Source organism: Galbibacter sp. L-19, from assembly GCF_056857615.1.
Map to the genome: position 1 here is coordinate 89,322 of NZ_JBSXNL010000057.1, position 17,644 is coordinate 106,965.

Annotated in this window: 11 protein-coding genes; 5 read left to right on the forward strand and 6 right to left on the reverse strand. The window is 33.5% G+C overall.

Annotated elements, in window-relative coordinates:
• The first annotated feature begins 1 nt into the window (after nt 1).
• Together AC13CQ_RS10935 and AC13CQ_RS10940 are read left to right on the forward strand one after the other, a co-directional pair.
• On the forward strand, nt 2-1,720 hold the full coding sequence (locus AC13CQ_RS10935; RefSeq protein ID WP_474506691.1) for a RagB/SusD family nutrient uptake outer membrane protein: 1,719 nt from the start codon (nt 2-4) through the stop codon (nt 1,718-1,720).
• 26 nt (nt 1,721-1,746) lie between these two features.
• A complete protein-coding gene (locus AC13CQ_RS10940) occupies nt 1,747-2,538 on the forward strand; it encodes a hypothetical protein (protein ID WP_337901293.1) in 792 nt (263 codons plus the stop codon).
• Nucleotides 2,539-3,044: 506 nt separating this feature from the next.
• On the opposite strand, the gene AC13CQ_RS10945 is transcribed toward AC13CQ_RS10940, so the two are convergent.
• The 5 genes from AC13CQ_RS10945 to AC13CQ_RS10965 all read right to left on the reverse strand — a co-directional run bounded on the left by AC13CQ_RS10945 (nt 3,045) and on the right by AC13CQ_RS10965 (nt 13,296).
• Entirely contained in the window at nt 3,045-5,339 is a 2,295-nt protein-coding gene (locus AC13CQ_RS10945; RefSeq protein ID WP_474507660.1) for a family 20 glycosylhydrolase, read from the reverse strand.
• Between the two features lie 10 nt (nt 5,340-5,349).
• Nucleotides 5,350-6,210 carry a BadF/BadG/BcrA/BcrD ATPase family protein gene (locus tag AC13CQ_RS10950; RefSeq protein WP_008615447.1) on the reverse strand — a complete coding sequence of 287 codons (861 nt, stop codon included), beginning with the start codon at nt 6,208-6,210 and terminating at the stop codon, nt 5,350-5,352.
• Between the two features lie 269 nt (nt 6,211-6,479).
• Nucleotides 6,480-8,396, reverse strand: coding sequence for a glucosamine-6-phosphate deaminase (gene nagB / locus AC13CQ_RS10955; RefSeq protein WP_008615446.1), 1,917 nt, complete (start codon nt 8,394-8,396; stop codon nt 6,480-6,482).
• Nucleotides 8,397-8,608: 212 nt separating this feature from the next.
• The gene (locus AC13CQ_RS10960; protein ID WP_474506693.1) at nt 8,609-10,207 is read right to left on the reverse strand and encodes a RagB/SusD family nutrient uptake outer membrane protein; all 1,599 of its coding nucleotides are present in this window, start codon (nt 10,205-10,207) and stop codon (nt 8,609-8,611) included.
• A 5-nt stretch (nt 10,208-10,212) separates the two neighbouring features.
• Nucleotides 10,213-13,296, reverse strand: a complete 3,084-nt coding sequence (locus tag AC13CQ_RS10965; protein ID WP_474506694.1) for a SusC/RagA family TonB-linked outer membrane protein — start codon at nt 13,294-13,296, stop codon at nt 10,213-10,215.
• 222 nt (nt 13,297-13,518) lie between these two features.
• Here AC13CQ_RS10965 and AC13CQ_RS10970 point away from each other — a divergent pair, with 222 nt between their 5' ends.
• From AC13CQ_RS10970 to AC13CQ_RS10980, 3 genes are read left to right on the forward strand one after another with little or no spacing between them, the layout of a single operon-like run.
• A complete protein-coding gene (locus AC13CQ_RS10970) occupies nt 13,519-14,565 on the forward strand; it encodes a sensor histidine kinase (protein WP_335587619.1) in 1,047 nt (348 codons plus the stop codon).
• Nucleotides 14,562-15,290, forward strand: coding sequence for a LytR/AlgR family response regulator transcription factor (locus AC13CQ_RS10975; RefSeq protein WP_008615441.1), 729 nt, complete (start codon nt 14,562-14,564; stop codon nt 15,288-15,290). The genes AC13CQ_RS10970 and AC13CQ_RS10975 overlap by 4 nt, the downstream gene beginning before the upstream one ends.
• Nucleotides 15,291-15,323: 33 nt before the next feature.
• Nucleotides 15,324-16,643, forward strand: coding sequence for a sugar MFS transporter (locus tag AC13CQ_RS10980; RefSeq protein ID WP_008615440.1), 1,320 nt, complete (start codon nt 15,324-15,326; stop codon nt 16,641-16,643).
• A 426-nt stretch (nt 16,644-17,069) separates the two neighbouring features.
• Here AC13CQ_RS10980 and AC13CQ_RS10985 read toward each other — a convergent pair whose 3' ends face one another.
• On the reverse strand, nt 17,070-17,642 hold the full coding sequence (locus tag AC13CQ_RS10985; protein WP_008615437.1) for a pentapeptide repeat-containing protein: 573 nt from the start codon (nt 17,640-17,642) through the stop codon (nt 17,070-17,072).
• Nucleotides 17,643-17,644: the final 2 nt, after the last annotated feature.

Below are 17,644 nucleotides of genomic sequence, written 5' to 3' on the forward strand. Positions count from 1 at the left end.
AATGAAAAAAGTAATATATAGTATCTCCATTGCTGTTCTTGCAATTACGGCGAGTTGCAGTGAGGATTATTTAGATACAGAAAATCTTTACGAAAAGAGTTTGGACAACTTTTATAGTAGTCCACAAGATATAGACGAAGCTATGTCTGGGGTTTACAATGCTTTGTATACTGCGGCACCACATAGTGATGAAGCCATAGCGGCTAACTTACTCTCCGATATGATGTTTGGAGGTGGGGGACCAGATGATAGGTCTGCTAAAAATGTAGATAGTTTCCAAGACCCAGAAGAAGATACGTATAGAGATTTATGGGTACAAACTTATAATGGAGTGGTTAGATGTAATACAATTATTGAAAAAGTAGAAACAACAGATTTTTCTTCTTTTTTTAATACGGAAGCAGAAGCAGAAATATATAAGCAACAAACAATAGGAGAAGCATACTTTATGAGAGGTTTTTTCTATTTTAGAGCTGCTAAATTCTTTGGGGGAATGCCATTAATTCTAACAATTAATGACCCTAGAGATGCTCCTAGAGCTTCTTACTCTGAAACATTTGGACAAATTGCATCCGATTTTAAAACTGCAATTGATTTATTACCATCACAAAGTTTTTCTGCTATTCCTACAGCAAGATATGGACATACTAATAAATGGGTAGCGGAAGCTTATATGGCAAGAGCATATTTATTTTACACAGGATATATGGCCAATATTGAAGGGCAAGCAACAAGTGATATTGCATTACCAGATGGAAGTACACTTACAAAAGCTCAAGTGGTTACTTATTTAAATGACTGTATGAATAATAGCGGTTATGGATTAGCCTCCGATTTTAGAAATTTATGGCCATATTCTTATGTTAATGAGAGCGCAGGAGATGTAGTGCTTCCATGGGCAGAAACCGAAGGGTTAAGCTGGGTTGGTCAAGATGGTTTATCGCCAACTTATGGTACTGGAAACAAAGAAACTATGTTTATGCAACGTTATACAACTACCAATTGGGATTGGGGACAACAATACAACAATAGATATCCTCTTTTCTTTGGAATTAGAGATAATTCTATGGTGCCATTCGGTCAAGGATGGGGATGGGGTTCTGTAAATCCTAAACTTTGGAATCAATGGGATGATGCGGATCCTCGTAAAAGAGGATCAATTCTTCAGTTAGGAGATGCAGAACAAGGTACCGATGGTTGGCAAGCAGATAAAGGAGATCATGAAACTGGTTTTGTAAATAAAAAGTATACTACTGTTCAGCATCCAGATCCAGACCCAGAGGGAGAAGATGGAATTAAAGGAATGTTTTATTTCTTATATGATATGAATAATGGAGATCCATTACAATTATGGAATGCCCAAGATTACATATACTTACGTTATGCAGATGTACTTTTAATGCATTCAGAATTAACGGAAACTGCAGATGGGTTAAATGCCGTAAGAGGTAGAGCTGGTTTAGCTTCAGTAGGATATTCTCTTGAAGCATTAAAAGAAGAACGTTTACACGAATTTGCTTTTGAAGGTTTGCGTTGGTTTGATTTGGTACGCTGGGGAGATCTTGAGGATGCATTTGGAGATCAAATAGATGTTAGAAATTCTGGGGTGGATGCTAAATATAGTGTTAAGTATAGACCAGAAACTAAAGGGTTAGTACCTGTTCCAGAAACAGAAATAAGACTTTCGAATGGTGTTTACGAACAAAACCCAGGATGGTAAGATGTTAACTGAAAAAAATTAAAGACATGAAAAAATATAAGATTATAAATCTTTGGATTGTATCTCTTGTGCTGTTATTTGCAGCATGCCAGCCTATTGAGGATAGAGATATGTTGGAGAATACTATAGATATTGATGGAGTACAGCTAGTGGCAACACAAAGTACTCCAGGAGGAAATAAAGTAGAACTTAATATGTTAACAGAAGGTGTTACAGGATATTGGGATTATAACCTAGGACGTGCTTACACAGATAAAGTAGAATTTATTTATCCAATTCCAGGAAAATCAACATTTACTTTTACGGGAACTTTAGGAGCCGAGTTTTTTACTAAGACTATTGATGTACAAATTGATCAATTAGATAATGCATTGGACCAAGATTGGTATGATTTGGTAAGTGAAGAAACGTCTGTAGGAAAAACATGGGTGTTTGCCGGAGGACCAGGTGCAGATGGAGGAAAGTGGTGGTATATGTCGCCACCAGATGATCCAGCTTCGTGGGAAACTGCATGGTGGAATGCAGCAGGAGATTGTTGCCCTCCAGGAGATGCAGCAGGGAAAATGCATTTTGACCTTAATAGTGGTGCAAATTACACTTATTATGTAGATGCTAGTGGCGATGGAGAACAAGGAGGATTTGTATTGGATGTAGAGAACCAAACATTACAAATTAAGGGATTAAATATTTTAGGGGCAGAACAAGGAAATCCTGATGGTTTATACACCATTATTTCTTTAACAGAAGACGAGTTAATTCTTTACTTAGCAAATAATGCTGGGGGAACAGGATGGACTTGGGTTTTTAAACCTGAATAATAGAAGTATAACTAATATCTTATTAGTTTTTAGTAGCGTTAATTTATTTATTTAAGTTAGCTTTTGATTGAGAGGCCTCACTACCTTATCGGGTGGTGAGGTTTCTCAGTTTATACAGTATACTAGCTTTCTTATAATTATAGTATAACGTGAGTTCAACATAAGAATTATAAATATATAAGAAGACTAATTTTTTTGTTTCGCCTTTGTGTTAGGATAATACGAAATATGATTTAAGTTATTGAAAATTATATACTTTACTTTTTTTGGCCTCGTTGTCGAACAAATTCATTAAATAATGCGCTTTTTTATTTGTTTCGTTTCTTTTGGGCGAGCAAAAGAAATGAAAAGCATGAAGTCACTGGTAATTTGGATTGGTATTAGCGCTAAGAAATAATCAACGTAATTCTAAACTAGACCATAAAAAAATCAGTCTACCCTCTGGGAAAGGTAGACTGAAAACAACAAATTATGGCGGTGTTATAAAAGCTAATTACAACTTATGGTTAGTGAAAAATCATAGTGCTATCAATTGCTTTATATTCAGTTTCATCTGCTTTTCTGTAGGTAACTTCTACAGTATTCCAATCGGATGCCCATCCTTTTATAACATTGTTTATGTAGACTATTTCAATAGGATGTTTTCCTTTTTTAAGAGCAATAGTACCTTCTAGTGGAAACCTTTTTAGCGTGTACTCTGGATCGATAATCAAAGAATCGGCAATCTTTACTTTTTCTTGTTTACTGGCAAAATAATAGACACCATCCTCAGGAATATCAACAAATCCTTTTAAAAATACAGCTTTAAATTGTGTTGTATCAATATCTTTTCCCCAATCGAAAGTTACATTTGCATCTTGAATGTTTTTAATGATTTTTGGGTTAGAAGGAGTTCCTGTAATGGCAGAAGCATCTTCAAAATGCCCTTTTATAGTTTTCATTACTAATCCTGAAGCTAAATTATCAACAGATGAAGGTTCTTTAAGGCTAACTTTTTTAACTTGGAGTTTTCTTATAGTACTTATTTTTCCTGTAGATAAAACAGAGGCAATATTTATTTTAGTATCCTCAGTAAATGTAAGCGGATTTTTATAAACTTCACTTTCTGGAGTAGGTAAACTTCCGTCTAAAGTGTACACCATTTTAACCGGATGGGTGGTGTTAAATTCTAAACTCACACTATCAATAAAAGCGATATTGTTGGCTGTAGGTCCTTCAGGAAGTGGAATATGGTAATTTATATTATAAAAATCTAAAGTAGGATAGAGATTGTCTAATCGAACCAAAAAGTCATTATAATTTTTTGTGTTTTCCCCACTCCATGTTAATTCAGCAATAGCAATTATTCTAGGATATGCATAGTACTCAATATCTTTCCCTTCATACGCATATTCTGTCCAATGGTTTCCTTGCATTCCAAGGATATGTTTTTCTTTATCTTCTTGTATTTCTTCTGGAATAGGATTGTAATTATAAACTTTTTCAAGCGGAATATAACTTCCATGTGCCATTGGTTCTACTCTGTAATCTCCTTGATGAAAATTTAAATATGAATAGGCTGTTGGTGTCATAATAACATCATGACCTGCATTGGCGGCTTTAATTCCTCCTTCTTCTCCTTGCCAAGACATTATATTTGTTGTAGGGGTAATACCTCCTTCAAGAATTTCGTCCCAACCTATCATTATCTTATCGTGTTCTTGTAAGATTTTTTCAACACGAGCAATAAAATAGCTTTGTAGTTCAGCTTCATTTTTTAGTCCATTTTCTTGCATTCTTTTTTGACAAAGCGGACAATTTTCCCATCTTTTTTTAGGAGCTTCATCTCCTCCAACATGATAGTATTTATATGGAAATAAAGGAATCAATTCATCATAAACATCTTTTATAAAGGAAAAAACATTTTCTTTTCCAGCACAAAAAATATTATAATCAATTCCCCATAATTCTCTTGGTTGGTAGTTTTCTTTATCATTACAAGCCAATTCTGGATATGCAGAAAGAGCCGCAACTGCATGTCCTGGGGTTTCAATTTCTGGAATTACATCAATAAAACGCTCTTGAGCATAAGCAACAACCTCTTTTATTTGTTCTTGAGTATAAAATTCTTTTTCTTTTGAAGTTCCATCAACTCTAATTCCCTTTTCTGTAAGTTCTGGATATTTTTTTATTTCGATACGCCATCCTTGATCATCGGTTAAATGCCAATGAAATTTATTTATTTTGAAAAGCGCTAAAACATCTAATTGCTTTTTAATTTCTTCTACTGAAAAGAAATGACGGGAAACATCTAAATGTATTCCTCTCCATGAAAATGTAGGCTCATCTTCAACCTCTATTGTAGGAATAACAACTGAAGTGATAGTGTTTTTTTCTTCTTCTGAAACAAGTGGGATTAATTGAAGTACCGATTGCATTCCGTAGAATAAACCTTGGTGAGTTTTTGCTTCCACTAGTATATTTTTTGAATCGATAGTTAAATTATAACCTTCGTTATTTATTGATAACGAATCGTTTAATTTTAGATAGATGGTGTTTTTTTCTGGTTTATTTTCAGCAATAGTTAATTTAATCCCAGTATATCCTTTAATTTTATCTATAAAAAAGGAAGCTAGTGCTTTGGATTTTTCATCAGAAAAACTAAAAGAAGTATTGTTGTTTAAAGTGAAAGTCCCTTCTTTCTTTACTAAATGTTGAGGTTTTGGAGTTATATAAGTATTTGTATTTATAGCTGTTTCCTTATTAGTGTTTTTACAGCTAATACAAACAATTAGGAATAATAAGAGATACTTTAGGTTCATAATTTTAAATTTAAGCTTGGATGTTTTGACTAGCAATATATTTTACAAGTCGGTCAATTGGTTTTCTTACAAAAGTACTTGCTCTATATCCTTTTTCTTTAAGTTGCTTGTTTATGATGTCTTGCGCATAATAGGCAATAGATCCAACAAAGTGAATGGGGTCTTGTTGTAATTCTTGGTGATAGTGTGTTAAGTACGTTTTTACAAACCCTGCTATGGTATGGTGTAAAAGAGCTTCTATATAGGGGTCGTTTCTATGATTAAATGCAAAACGAGCAAAAGAGGCTAAATATTTATTTGGATTTTGGTTGTGATATAATTGCTGGAAAACCTGATTCATATCTGTATTGTATGCCTTCTCAAAAGCTATTGCCAAATGCTGAGGCATTAATTTGTGGTAATAACCTCGAAGTAGTTCTTTTCCTATAAAATTACCACTTCCTTCATCTGAAAGTACATAACCAAGAGAAGGTATTTTTTGAATGATATTAGTGCCATCAAAATAACAACAATTGGATCCGGTACCCAAAATACAAATAACTCCAGGCTTGGTAGTTGTTGCATGAATGGCAGCAACAACATCTTCTTTTATACTAATATGAATAGTATTTTCAAAGATATTTTCAAGTATAAGTTTCATTTTTTGATCGGCACTACGTGTACCACAACCAGCTCCATAAAAATGAATTTGTGTAACCAGCGTTTTGTAGGGATCTAAATCTTTATTGTTTTGAATGATACCAATTATAGATTTATCGGATAAAGCCATTGGGTTTATTCCTTCAGTTTGAGAGAAAAGTAACTGTTCTCCATTTTTATCAGCAAGTATCCAATCACATTTTGTAGAACCGCTATCAGCAACTAAAATCATGTTTTTTTGTTTATATTTTGTTTAGAAATAACACTGTTTCTAAGATAATCATTTAAGTTTAATCCCTTATAGAGGAGAGAGTTTAATTCCTCAATGCCTGTCCTGAGTTTACCGAAGGCCTCTATGTCCTAATGGATTAAATTATTTTCCTTTGAATACCTCGTAGGTTTGCCTCTTGGTAGTCGGTTTTGTTCTCTTGAGGTAGTAGATTAGCCCCATGAAGAAGGGCTAATCTTGAAACTAACTCAAAGCTAACTATAAACTAAAATTTAAAAATGATATCTTTTAAAGGCTTCGATAGCCTCGTATTCTGCAAGTCCTAAATTGTCATACAAAACAGCGGTATTTCTATTTCTTTCTTGTGCTCTTACCCAAAATTCTCTAGCATCTTCTCCTTGAAACATTACTCTATCTTTTTGAGATTGGTGGAAAAGAATAGCGTTTATTTTTTTATTCATTTCATCTGGACTCAATGGAATAGCCATTTCTATATCTGCAATATCCCATTCGTGCCACGCACCACGGTATAACCACACCCAACAATCGTCCATAAAAGCTTGATCTTTTATCTGCTCAATAGTTTCAAAAATGGCGTCTAGGCATAGTTTATGAGTTCCATGAGGATCGGCGAGATCTCCCGCAGCATATATTTGATGCGGTTTAATACTAGTAATAAGGTCTGAGATTATTTCAATATCTTCCTTGCCAATAGGATTCTTTTTTACCTTTCCAGTTTCGTAAAAAGGCAAATCTAAAAAGTGTACTTGAGAATCGTCTAATCCAACATAACGAGTTGCTCCATAAGATTCCATTCTACGTATTAATCCTTTTAATTTTCTAGTTTCCAAGCTGTCTTCATAAGCAGTTGTTTTAGAATTTAAAAAATCAATAACTTTTTTGAAATCTGTTTTATCAGCATTGCTGTCCATTAGTTTTGCAACTTCTGCAAATTTCAATGCTTCCTCATCGGTAACTGCAATATTACCAGAGGTTTGGTATGCCACATGTACTTCGTGCCCTTGGTCTATAAGTCTAGAAAAAGTACCTCCCATAGAGATTACATCATCATCTGGATGTGGACTAAAAATAATAACTCTTTTTTTAGCTGGAGTAGAACGTTCTGGTCTGTTTTTATCGTCGGCATTTGGTTTCCCTCCAGGCCAACCAGTAATAGTATGCTGTAATTTATTAAAGATTTTAATGTTTAAGTTGTAAGCAGAGCCTTCAATAGTTAGTAATCCTGCCATGCCATGCTCATTATAATCTTTATCGGTAAGCTTTAGAATAGGTTTCTTTAACTCATCGCTTAGCCAAGTAACAGCCTTTACTTTTAAATCGTCTGTCCAAATACACTGACTAACAATCCATGGAGTTTTAATTCTAGTAAGATCTGATGCGGCTTCTGCATCTAGAATCATTGTAACATTGTCGTGGTTTTGAAGAAATGTAGCAGGTATAGTTGCAGTAACTTGCCCCTCTATAGTTTCTTTTACGACAGCAGATTTTTTATGCCCCCATGCTAGCATAATAATTCTTTTAGCTTTCATAATGGTGCTAACTCCCATTGTGATTGCTTTTTTAGGAACATACTCAATTCCGTTAAAATCGGATGCTGCATCCCTACGCGTAACATGGTCGAGGGTAATAATTCTTGTTCCTGAATTTTTATGAGAACCGGGTTCGTTAAAACCAATATGTCCTGTACGTCCAATTCCTAATAATTGAAAATCCAGGCCTCCTAATTGTTTAATTTTTAAATCGTAATCAATACAATATTGATCCAATTCTTCCTGAGAGATTTCTCCAGAAGGAATGTTAATGTTTTCAGGATTAATATCTACATGATCAAATAAATGTTGATGCATAAAGTAGTAATAACTCTGACGATTTTCAGGTTCCATTGGGTAATATTCATCTAAATTAAATGTTATTACATTATGAAAACTGAGCTCTCCTTTTTTATGAAGATTAACTAACTCTTCATATACTTTAATAGGAGAAGATCCTGTAGCAAGACCAAGAACGCAAGGTTTTCCTTCCTGCTGTTTTTCTTTGATAAGTTCTGCAATTTCATGAGCCACCAAAACAGACGCATAGTTAGAGTCTTCAAAGATTTCGTTATGAATCTTTTCAAATTTGGTATCTTCAAACTTACCAACCTGTTTGTATTTAATTTCTTGTATCATTTTATAATAGCCTTTTTTTGTTTTTCTTTCTCGTTCTATTTAGTAAAAGGTGGCTGTCTAAAAAGTATCCAAACTCTAAGTGTTATCCTCAGTTTTTCGAAGGATATTTTTTGATTATCAGTTGTTTAAAACTTCAATAAGCTCAGTTTGACAACTATAAATTACTTTTTAGATAGCCACTTTTATGTATTCTTGGCTTTTAAATATAATCCTTAAAGATTGTTAGATCCTGTGTCCCACCATAAACGTGTTCCACCATTATCAGGCCCTTTTAATAAGGCTGTTGCAGCTTCAACATTGGCTGCATTTGTGTTCTTTTCTGTATCCACAAAGTTGATTCTACGTACCTGAATGTCTGTGTCTATTGTTCCTCCACTATTGTTAACAACTACAGGAAATATTTTTGGAAACCCAGTACGACGAAATTCGCTCCAAGCTTCTTGTCCGTCAGGAAACATAGCAATCCATTTTTGCGTAATAATTTGTTCTAGTTGTTCTTCTTTTGGAGCAGTAGCATCGTATGCAATTTTCACATCAGAAGCATAGGCAATACTATTACTAGCATTAACAGCGTCTACGTAGTCTGAAGGTGTACTTGTTGCATCCATAATATAATCTTCAACACCGCCAGCACCATGTTGTGCAAAAGAAGCTCTAATTCCACTTTCATAATTTGCCTGAGCATCTCCAGCACCTGTCCAACCTCTTAGAGCAGCTTCTGCTTTTAGGAAGTAAACTTCTGCACTAGTCATCCAATCTTTAGAAGTTAAACCTCCTAAATAAGATCCTAATTTAGAATGATCTCCGTAATCGGATTTTGCTTCTATAGCAATTCCTAAACGAATCCCTTTATATTCTCCTTCTACACCATTCCCTAAAGCAGGTTGGAAGAATGTTTCTAAACGTGCATCATTAAAACCTTTTAAAATAGATTCCATTTCTGCAGACATGCGGATATCTCCCCATCCTTCACTAATAGTTGCTAATGGATGAATAAATCCTTGCATATCAATTGCCATATTTTCAGATTCTAAAAGTCCTGCATCACTAGAAAGCGATTTTTCGCCTTCTGTTTTTGCTAAAGCAGGATCCACATTAGAAACTCTAATTGCTAAGCGTAAACGTAAGGAATTAGCATAGGTTCTCCATTTTGCAATATCTCCTCCAAATTCTGACAAATCAAAAGGGGTAAATTGTGGTTGCCCTTCAAAAGCTTTTAATTGGTCAATGGCAGTTCCAAGATCTGCGAAAAAAGCATTGTAAGCTTCTTCTTGAGAATCGTATGCTCCTGTAGTCTCATAATCGTTGTATTTTGAATAACGAAGAGGTCCAAAAACATCAGAGATTCTATGCATTGCTGTTACTTTTATGATATCCGAGATATAAGAGAACATTTTAGAGCTTTCATCTCCAGCCAATTCTACTTGCTCGTCAATCCCTCTAGCATAAGGCATTACCCCATTTCCGTCGTTAGCATCATAAGCATCTGTCCAAATAAACTGATTCCATCCGCTATTAAGACTATAAGTTTGATTACTGATATTTCCTGCAAATGGAGTAGGAGTAGTCATATATCCAGAGAACAAATCAGCATTTAAATTATGTTGTAACTGATAATTCCAAGCTGGTTCTACACGAATAACATTGGCAAACATTGGAGGAAATTTAGCTCCAATATTATTAAAGCGTTGTTGTAGACTTTCATCTGAAATTCCGTGTGGATTAGTATTAATATCTTTAAAATCTTCTGTGCAATTGGTCATGCCTAAAGCGAGGACAGAAGCGAGTGTATATGTTATTAGTTTTTTCATTTTTCTTAGAAATTTACGTTAATGTTTAACCCAATACTTCTTGTAGAAGGTAGGTTGTAGATATCTACTCCTTGTAATCCTAAACCAGTACTTGCTGCAATGTTTGGATCAAATGGAGCATCTTTATAGAAAAAGAAAAGGTTATTTGCAATAATGGAGAAGTTTACTCTTTGAATAAAGCCATCGTTAAATGCTAATCTATATCCAACAGAAAATTCTCTTAAACTTACATTTGTAGCATCGTAAACATATTCTCCTAACATACCAGCTCTACCACCAACAGCAGTGTAATAATCTTGAGCAGTAATTTGAGAAGAAGTACCATTTTCATCAACTACATTTACCATTCCTCCATTATTATTTCTAGCATCTGCCGTAGCTTGAGAAACACCGTAATAATCGTTAATAGCTTCGGTTACACTCACTACATCTCCACCAAATTTACCATCAATTAAAAAGTTGATAGTAAAATCTCCAACATCAAAAGAGTTATTCCACCCTAATGTAAAGTCTGGTTGCGCATATGCTACTGTTTCAAAATCGGTAGAGAGTAAAGTTCCAGAATCACTAATAACAGGAGTCCCATTTTCATCTCTAATTAAGGAACGCGCTTTAATACTCCCAAAGTTTTCGCCTTCTATTAATGAATACTCATATCCATTAACTCCACGAGCAGTAATAATTGCTTCCCCATCTTGTAAAGAAGGATGAACAGAAATTACTTCGTTATCATTTTTAGCAAAGTTTAAAGCTGTATTCCAAGTAAATTTATCATTAGCAAATGGCTTTCCATTTACTACAACTTCAAAACCTTTATTAGATATTTCACCAGCATTTACAATATTTTGAGAATATCCATAAGGGTTTGGAGCCGCTTGAATATAGAATATCTGATCTGATGTTTTTGTGTCATAATAAGTAAAATCAAGACCTAAACGACCTTGGAAAAAGCGCCATTCTGTACCAATTTCAAAAGATTTTTGTCTTTCTGGTTTTAATGTTTCTCCTTCTATTGGAGCAAACACAGGAGAACCTACATTTGGACCTGTAGCTGAAATTTGATTTAATGGAACTGTAGCATATACAGGGATGTCTTTTCCTACTTCTGCATAAGAAGCTCTTACCTTAGCAAAAGAAATTGCTTCTGGCATTGTAAACATTTCTGATAAAACTCCAGTTAAACCTACAGATGGATAAAAGAAAGCATAGCTATCTGTATTTGCAAGGGTAGAAGACCAGTCGTTTCTTCCTGTAACATCTAAATAAAGCATCCCTTTATAATCAAAGTTAACCGACCCAAAAACAGACTGCACTTCTCTATTTCCAACAGATTGTCTCATGTTATTAGTAGTAGCAACATTTGCTAGGGTAAAAATATTTGGGTAATTTAAACCTACGCCATCTCTCCCTGAATCAATAAATAATTGATCCCCAATTTTATACTTTGTTAAACTAGTTCCTAACAAAGCAGTAATTCCGAAATCTTCAGTAACTTTTTTGTTGTAATTGGCAATTAAATCAATGTATTGTTGCGTATTTTCGGTTTTCTCATAAATGTAACGTCCGTTTGTACCTGAGTTATTGGTATCTGTACCAGCATACATTCTTTTATCAAAAGTGAAGAAAGATTTGTCATAACTTCCTCTAGATTGTAAAGAAAAATCGTCTGTAATTTGATACTTAACAGCTACATTAGCTAACACACGTTGTGCAATATCTTTGCTTTGGTTACGATTGATTAACCAATATGGATTTTGCTGAATAGTTTCGTCAAAAGACGAAGCATATTGATCCATCATATTAGTATCTGAGTTAAAATACTCGTACTTATTTTTGTACATATCTCTACTAATCCCAACTGGATTTAAATAAACTCCAGTAAGCGGATTTGAGTATAAACCGTTTGTAGGTCTATTCCAAATACGTTGATCTGATAAGTTGATACTTGCAGAAACATCAATTTTTTCATCTAAAAACTTAGCGGTCTCTCTTAACGTAAGATTATTTCTATTTAAACGATTTTCTGGAATTACTCCTTCTCCCATAGTATTAGCGTATGAGAAATAGGTTTGCGCTTTTTGATTTCCAGCTGTTAAAGACATAGAATTTATAGAAGTATATCCTGTATTGAAGAAATCTCTAGCATCATTATCTAATCCGTTAACTTTTGCTCCCCATGATTTTGGATCTGCAACTCTACCATTTTCTGCAATTGGTTGCCCTACAGAATTAGATTGATATTCCGACTGTAATTCTGGTAAAGACATTACATTGTCTACCGTAAAACTTGAGTTAAAGTTTACAGCCAAAGCACCATCTTTTCCCTTTTTGGTAGTAATTAAAATAACTCCATTTGCACCTTGACTCCCATATAAAGCAGATGCAGAAGCTCCTTTTAAAACTGTCATACTTGCAATATCGTCAGGGTTAATCATAGACATAGCGTCTCCACCATCTCTATTTCCTGTTTGCCCACCAAAAATGTCTGTTCCAGGTTCAGCACCATTAGAACCATTTCCACTATTTAGCATTGGCACCCCGTCTATAACATATAAAGGGTCGTTGTTGGAGGTAGAAGAATTTCCTCTCAATACAACTTTTGCAGCACCTCCTAAACCAGAAGAACTTCTAGTTATTGTAACCCCAGCAGATTTTCCTGATAAACTATTTATCGGGTTTGTTTGCTTTACTTTAGTAAGCTCATCTCCACTTACTTCTTGTGCAGCATAGGTTAGTGCTTTTTCTTCTTTCTCAATACCAAGTGCTGTAACAATTACAGCATCTAATTGCTGGCTGTCTTCTTCTAGTGCTACATTAATAGTTGTGTTTGCACCAACAGTTACTTCTTTAGCTTTCATACCCACATATGAAAACTTTAATACATCGCCAGGATTGGCGTCGATAGTATAGTTACCATCAAAATCTGTTTGTGTTCCTTGTGCCGTTCCAACAATCATAATGTTTACTCCTGGAAGCGGAACATCGTCGAAACTACTCTTTACCACCCCGGAGATTTGAACTTCTTGTCCAAACACCCCGTACATACATATAAATGATAAGAGGATTACTAGTAAGTTTTTTTGTTTCATATTATCAATTTGTTAATTAATGGTTAAAAATTACTTCATTGATACTTTTCCAAAAATCTTTTTATACAAACAACATCATTTTACCAATAAACAACACCTAGCTTTCGATAACAGATTTTTATAATTCACCATTTTTAAAAATCTTTTGGTTATTCTTGTAATTAATTATATTTTTTCACAGATTTTTAATCAAAATGCCTAAAACGATGAATATTATTTAATATGTCTGTAAATGAAATGCTTGTAAAGAAAACGATTGCGCTGAAGTATCATTTTTACTTTTGGGGAATCTACTTTATGATAAACTTTATAAGATGGGGAAGCTATTTTAACGATTATTCCTATTCATTTTCTTCAAATTTGGTGGAATTTCCACTCCATATTGTAATTGTATACTTTAATGTTTATTACCTAATTCCAAAATTGATATTCAAAAAAAAGTATGTACTCTATGTTATTTCTTTAATTTTACTCTTGGCAATACATTATATTATTAGAAGCGGACTTAATTATTGGCTTGTAACTGAAAATTTATGGCCAGAAGCACAAGGAACTCAAGAAGCTTTTGGCTTTAATCATATTCTAGCAGTATCTATTGGAGAGTTATATGTAATCGGGATTACTGCAGCCATAAAATTTACGGTTGATTTTATAGATGAAAGAAATCAAAATCAGCAATTAAGAGAACTTCAGTATAAAACAGAGCTTAAATATTTAAAAGCTCAAATGCAGCCGCATTTTTTCTTTAATACATTGAATAATTTATATGCGCTTACTCTAAAAAAGTCCTCGCAAGCTTCAGATGTTGTCTTAAGATTATCAGATATTATGAAGTACATTATTTATGATGCCAGTAAGAAACGCTTACCTCTTATTCAAGAAATAAATTACATAGATAATTATATAGAGCTAGAGAAATTACGTTACGAAGATAGTATAGAATCTGAGATTAATATTGATGGTACAATTGATGGAATTCAAGTCCCTTCCTTATTATTTCTCCCTTTTATTGAAAATTCTTTTAAGCATGGAGTTCAAAATAATAAAAAATTAAAATTGACAGTTTTTTTTGAAAAAGCAGGTCAATATTTAATTTTTAAAGTGCTTAATAATTTTGATATAGAAAAAAGTGAATCTGAAACTCAAGGAGGAATAGGACTTAAAAATATGCAGAGAAGATTAGAAATACTTTATAAAGATAATTTTGATTTGAAGACTGAAGTAAATAGTGATATGTTTGTAGTAACTCTAAAAATCCCCATCCTATGACTATAAAATGTTTGATAATAGACGATGAGCCATTAGCTATTGAAATCATTAAGTCATACTTAATTGAGTTTAAAAATCTAGAGGTAGTGGGGGTGTTTAATAATCCAATTGAAGCCTTACAAGTTCTTGATAAAGAAGAAATAGATGTTATATTTCTAGATATCAATATGCCAAAAATGAATGGCTTAGAATTCCTTCGGAATTTAAATAAGCATCCATTAGTAATTATAACAACTGCTTACAGAGAATATGCTATTGAGAGTTATGAATTGGAGGTGTTGGATTATCTGGTGAAGCCTATTCCATTTAATCGGTTTTTAAAATCTATAAATAAACTCACAGCGCGTTTAATGACTCTTAATGGTATTAAACAAGCAGTTGACTTTGATCAAGATCCACATATTTTTCTAAAAGTAGAAAAGAAGCTTATAAAGATTTTCCTACATGATATTCTATTTATAGAGAGCTTAAAAGATTACATAAAACTCCACAGTCGGGAGGGAACTTATATCTCTCATAAATCTCTTTCTAGTATTAGTGAAGAGCTTCCTTCTGAAAACTTTGTAAGAGTCCATAAGTCCTATACCATAGCTATAGATAAAGTAAAATCAATTGAAGGGAATTTAATAGAAATTGAGAATAAAAAAATTCCGATTGGAAGAAATTATGCAAAGTATACTAAAGATAAAATTTTAAGAGATAAAGGAAATTTCTTAAACGAATAATCAATTATATATTAACTAAGTCAAATTTAAATTATGACAACTACCTCTACAAAAGCGAATTCGCTAGTTCCAATAATGATTATAGCCGGGCTATTTTTCATTTTTGGTTTTGTTACTTGGATAAATGGAGCCTTGATTCCGTTTATGAAAACTATAAATGAATTAACAGATGCACAATCGTATTTAGTTGCTTCTGCATCTTATATTTCATTTGTGGTTATGGCACTACCGTCTTCTTATATTATAGGAAAAGTAGGTTACAAAAAAGGAATGTCACTCGGACTAGCAATTATGGCAATTGGAGCATTAGTTTTTATTCCAGCAGCTGAAGCAAGAACGTATTGGGTTTTTCTTACAGGAATTTTTATCCAAGGAGTAGGAATGACTATTTTACAAACAGCTTCGAATCCTTATATTACTATTTTAGGGCCAATGGAAAGTGCCGCAAAACGAATTGCAATTATGGGAATTGCCAATAAAACAGCAGGGGCATTGGGCTCGTTAATATTTGGAGCAATTTTACTTTCTGGAATTGATGAAATTAAAGACCAATTAACTAAAGTGTCTTTAGATGAAAAAACTACTTTATTAAATGAAATGGCCGACAGCGTAGTGATGCCATATGTTGTAATGGCAATTGTACTTTTTATACTAGCAATTTTTATAACTAAAGCTCCATTACCAAATGTAGAAGCTGAGGAAATAGAAGAGGAGGTTAAAGATGGTGTAGTTACCAAGAAAACAAGTATTTTTCAGTTTCCGCATTTGTGGTTGGGAGTATTAGCTTTGTTTGTATATGTTGGGGTTGAGGTAATTGCTGGAGATACTATTATTTCTTATGGATTGTCTTTAGGAATGCCTGGAGAAGAAGCAAAATCGTTTACATTAATGACGCTTATGGCTATGGTTGGAACCTATGCTCTAGGAGTGTTTTTAATTCCAAAATTTATATCACAAACAACAGCCTTAAAAGCAAGTGCTATATTAGGAATACTTTTTGGAATTGGAATTATTTCTACCACTGGGTTTACCTCTGTTTTGTTTGTTGCAGCGTTAGGAATAGCAAATGCATTGGTTTGGCCTGCCATTTGGCCGTTGGCACTTAATGGTCTTGGTAAGTTTACCAAAACAGGAGGAGCATTACTGGTTATGGCCATTTCTGGAGGAGCTACAATCCCTCTTTTGTATGGATATTTTGTAGATGCTAAAAAAGCAGACCTTGTGGCTGAAGGGGTAGAAGTAGGAGTAGCGGCAGGACAAGCAGCTACCACTGGTTATTGGATCTTATTTCCGTGTTATGCTATTATTCTTTATTATGCATTTTACGGACATAAAGTAGGTTTAAAAAAATAACAATTTTGATGTATTCAACGCTCGATTATCGAGTTTTATAATAGAGAAGGTTCTCATTTCGAGAGCCTTTTTTATTTTTAATTATTGTTGTTTGATAAAAATTAACGGAATTTATTGGACTCCACTTATATCGAGGTTTAAATCCCTTATTGAGGGTTCTATTCCCGAGAGCCTGTCCTTAGTTTACCGAAGGGCGCTAGGTCGATGGATTAAATTATTCTCCTTTGAATACCTCGTAGGCTTGCTTCGAGGTAGTTGATTGAGGTTTTCAAAATAGACTCCTTGCTATTAATAAAAATAAATAAAAAGAGGATTTTAGAAATGTTGTTTCTTTAAGTTGTTTATTTTATGATAGTTAAGGCCTAGTCTTTGTTCTTTTTTTTATAGCAAAGCAGTCTTATATTTTTACTAGGGTATTAATGATTTTTAGTCTACAATGATATTATAAGGTTCAAGTAGTGAGAGCGCACCTTCATTAGAAAATTTAGCTTTTTCAATGATGTTTTGTTGTGGAGAGATAGAAAAATTAGTAGCTGTTCTTAAATCTGCTTTTTGAAGATTGGTATTCTGAAAAATAGCATTTTCTAAATTACACTTTTCAAAAGAAACGCTTGTAAGATTAGCTTCCGTAAAATCTACCTGTTCTAAGGTACATCTTATGAATTTCATTCCGCTTAATTTCAGTTTATAAAAAGAAGAAAAATTGAGTGTACAACCCTTAAAAAATAAGGACATTAAAAACGGATTACAACTTTCAAATTGAAGTCCTAATAATTTACACTCGTAAAATTCTACTTCTTTGAAGGAACAATTACCAATATCGGCCATACTAAAATCACAATCAGTAAATGTACATTCCGAGAAATTAATATTTTTTAGGTCACTTTCTTTAAAATTACATTTGGTAAAAGTGCAATTATCATAATCTCCTTTTAAAAGGGGACTTTTCTGGTAATTTTCTCCATTGTAATCTTGATCATCAAAATAATGATTGCTCATAA

Bases quoted from the DNA above. Each gene is read 5' to 3' on its own strand.
- AC13CQ_RS10935 (WP_474506691.1), top strand. From the start codon at position 2: ATGAAAAAAGTAATATATAGTATCTCCATTGCTGTTCTTGCAATTACG.
- AC13CQ_RS10940 (WP_337901293.1), top strand. From the start codon at position 1,747: ATGAAAAAATATAAGATTATAAATCTTTGGATTGTATCTCTTGTGCTG.
- AC13CQ_RS10945 (WP_474507660.1), bottom strand. From the start codon at position 5,339: ATGAACCTAAAGTATCTCTTATTATTCCTAATTGTTTGTATTAGCTGT.
- AC13CQ_RS10950 (WP_008615447.1), bottom strand. From the start codon at position 6,210: ATGATTTTAGTTGCTGATAGCGGTTCTACAAAATGTGATTGGATACTT.
- nagB (WP_008615446.1), bottom strand. From the start codon at position 8,396: ATGATACAAGAAATTAAATACAAACAGGTTGGTAAGTTTGAAGATACC.
- AC13CQ_RS10960 (WP_474506693.1), bottom strand. From the start codon at position 10,207: ATGAAAAAACTAATAACATATACACTCGCTTCTGTCCTCGCTTTAGGC.
- AC13CQ_RS10965 (WP_474506694.1), bottom strand. From the start codon at position 13,296: ATGAAACAAAAAAACTTACTAGTAATCCTCTTATCATTTATATGTATG.
- AC13CQ_RS10970 (WP_335587619.1), top strand. From the start codon at position 13,519: ATGTCTGTAAATGAAATGCTTGTAAAGAAAACGATTGCGCTGAAGTAT.
- AC13CQ_RS10975 (WP_008615441.1), top strand. From the start codon at position 14,562: ATGACTATAAAATGTTTGATAATAGACGATGAGCCATTAGCTATTGAA.
- AC13CQ_RS10980 (WP_008615440.1), top strand. From the start codon at position 15,324: ATGACAACTACCTCTACAAAAGCGAATTCGCTAGTTCCAATAATGATT.
- AC13CQ_RS10985 (WP_008615437.1), bottom strand. From the start codon at position 17,642: ATGAGCAATCATTATTTTGATGATCAAGATTACAATGGAGAAAATTAC.